Here is a 2,598-nt window from a genome sequence, read left to right as displayed (position 1 = left end):
GGCGCCGGACTCCGTCATCTTGCCGGTGAGTTCCGTGAGCCCGGCCGGCTTGCTGGGGCCCGCTTCGAGGTCCATGCGGTTGCACGCCTCGGCGAAGCGGAGGTAGGTGTCGACGCTGGCGACCACGACCCGTATGTCGATCTTGAGTATCTCGATACCGACGAGGGAGACCCGCACGAACGCGTCGATCACCAGCCCGCGGTCGAGAACGAGCTCCAGGACGTCGTACAGGCCGCTGGAACCGCCTCCGCCGCCCTGCTGTGTCGCCACGGTCATCGCGACCAGCCCCTTGCTGTCCGTTCTGCATGGTCCCGTCGGCGGAGACCGCCAGCAGCAGCGCGCTGGCCTCGCTGTCCCTCGCTGCGAGCAGGCTTCCGGCTGCGAGTAGCCGCCACACCCGCGACCAAACATCTGTACGAGAGTGCCCGAGATCATCTCAACTGCCGGCATTCGCAGTGACCAGTGAGCCAGGAGTGCGAGTCAACGGCTTTGCACCCCGTGTGATCGGCGTGGAAGCTGGCTCACCGGAGGTGCTGAAGACGACCTACGTGGACCCGGTGCACGCGGCGTGCGGGTGGGCGCTCTGACCATCATGTCCATCCTCAGACCTCCCCGCGCCAGGCACCGACCTCGAGCACCGTGGCCATGGACCTTCCCGTTACGGACCGTCCGGATATGCATCGGGCACGGCTGGATTCGCTGACCTGAACTGGTTCGTCCGGGGTACCCGCGTTGGCCGGGCGGCCGCCTTGCAGTGTCTGGCCCCTTCTCTCCCAGTTCGCGGAAGGCTCGTACAGATGTCAGATCAGCACGCGGCGACCACGTTGACGGCCGCAGCGGTCGTTGCCGCGATCCTTATCGCCCGGGCAGCAGTCCTGCGGGGTGCCGGCCGAAGCCGCGACGCCCGCACGCTTCACCCTCCTCGCCGCGTCGTCGAAGCCGCTGTTGGAGGTCCTCGGCCGACCGCCGCGTCGCCGGACGAGACCCCCGGAGACGGAGCTTGCGGCGCCCGTCGACGCGTCCGCCGCTCGCGAGAAGCCCTCCCTGCCCCTGGCTAACGGCGCGGCCTCCAGAACCACCCTGTGATGGAGGCCTAGGCTGGCGGGGTGGGTGTGCATATGGCCTGGGAATGGCAGCCCGACGGGCTCGCCGCCGGAGACTTCGACACCGTTCAGGCCGCCGCCGACGCCCTCGGCTCATCCGCACGCCGCACCTTCGCCCAGTACGACCAGCTTGCGCAGCGGCACGTCATGCTTTCCTGCATCGGCCCCCTCCAGGAGCGCATGCTCACGGAGGGGGCCGAGAGCATCGCCGCCGGCAAGCCGTGGTCCGGCCGGTGTGCCGGGGTACGGGTCACCCTTTCACCACGCTAATCCCGGCGTCCCCGATCGGGGTCCTTTTGGCGTTCGCTGATCAGTCTCCTGCTGGTTCGGCTTCCCCTGCTGTCACGCCCTCACCAAAGGGTGGTGTTGCTCCGGCTATCCGGTTTGTGGCGCCCGTCGGAGAGATGGAGAAGGCCTGGCTGTCAGTCGGGGTTGAGCGGGGTTTGGAGCCAGCCGCCGAGGGTGTCGAGGCCGGTGACCCAGTGCGGCAGGAAGATCGCCAGGAGGAGGGAGGCCAGGCCGGTGAGGAACATCAGCAGGGCCGCGTTCTCTTCGTTCACCTGCTCACGGCGAGAGCGCCTCGGAAAGGTGCTCAGGAGGTCGAGTTCTTCGACGGCCACGAGGGTGAGCCCGCCCCGCCCATGACGAGGAGTACGACGACGCCGAGGAGGGAGTAGACGGCGAGCTACCATACCGTGCAGGCGGCGGCTCCAGCATGGATGCGGTAGATCCCCCGGGGCCAGCGGCGGCTTTGGTGCAGATCAGCGCCGTCGCGCTGCCCGCCGCCGCGCTCCAGGTGAGGAAGCGTATCGGGTTCTACCCCTGTGTCCGCATCGAGGTCGGTGGCTGTGGGGTGGTCTCCAAGGCCGGGGCCGTGCTGCTGGTCGAGACAGGTCGTAAGACGGCCTGGGTGTGGCGATATCGCAGGCGTTGACCCCGTTGCGGAGTGCCCCGGCAGTGCACGACCCGAGCGAGATCCTGCTGGATGTGGCGCTCGCCGTCAGCCCTGAGCGGAGACTGTCTGGCCGATGTCGCCATGATGCGGACCGAGCCAGCTGTGTTCGGGCCGGTGGCCTTCGACTCGACCGTCTCCCGTCTGATCGACACGCTGGCCTTCAGTGGAGCAGGTGCTGGCCCCGCTCCACACCGCCCGTGCCGAAGTGCACCAGTATATCCGGCAGTTGGCCGGTGAAGAAGCGCCAGACGCCCGCCGTGCGGCCGCGTCCTGGACACGAGGTTGCGCCTGGTTGCGGGTGAGGTTCAGGCATCTGGGTGTATGCGTACTCGACGATGGGGGAGAACGGTATGAAGCCATTGGAACTCCGCCGCGCAGTTGAGGCAGGACTGGCGACCGCTTCGGAGCTGGGCCTTCAGATCAACGATGTGGTCGTCATCCACAGCTCGGATCGCGTCGCGCTGCGCCTGGTCCCTTGCGATGTTCTGGCTCGGGTCGCGCCTCTGGGGCATCTGACTGATTCCGAGTTCGAAGTAGAGG

3 protein-coding genes and 2 pseudogenes are annotated in these 2,598 nt (G+C 67.7%); 3 read left to right on the top strand and 2 right to left on the bottom strand.

The genetic code is table 11. The features are described from left to right. Positions 1 to 276 (bottom strand): gas vesicle protein GvpJ (gene gvpJ, locus ACWEN3_RS45070; protein WP_452984059.1); only part of this gene is annotated, 276 nt, incomplete at its 3' end. An 842-nt stretch (positions 277 to 1,118) separates the two neighbouring features. Here gvpJ and ACWEN3_RS45065 point away from each other — a divergent pair. Further along, positions 1,119 to 1,373, top strand: coding sequence for a hypothetical protein (locus ACWEN3_RS45065; protein WP_452984058.1), 255 nt, complete (start codon positions 1,119 to 1,121; stop codon positions 1,371 to 1,373). Positions 1,374 to 1,525: 152 nt separating this feature from the next. Here ACWEN3_RS45065 and ACWEN3_RS45060 read toward each other — a convergent pair whose 3' ends face one another. Next, positions 1,526 to 1,663 carry a hypothetical protein gene (locus ACWEN3_RS45060; protein ID WP_452984056.1) on the bottom strand — a complete coding sequence of 46 codons (138 nt, stop codon included), beginning with the start codon at positions 1,661 to 1,663 and terminating at the stop codon, positions 1,526 to 1,528. 236 nt (positions 1,664 to 1,899) lie between these two features. Here ACWEN3_RS45060 and ACWEN3_RS45055 point away from each other — a divergent pair. Beyond that, positions 1,900 to 2,308: pseudogene (locus ACWEN3_RS45055) on the top strand (transposase); the annotation flags it as partial. A gap of 100 nt (positions 2,309 to 2,408) precedes the next feature. Further along, positions 2,409 to 2,598 (top strand): annotated as a pseudogene (locus ACWEN3_RS45050) (aminoglycoside phosphotransferase family protein); the annotation flags it as partial.

The organism is Streptomyces sp. NPDC004561, assembly GCF_053602155.1.
This window is presented reverse-complemented; position numbering and strand designations above follow the sequence as displayed.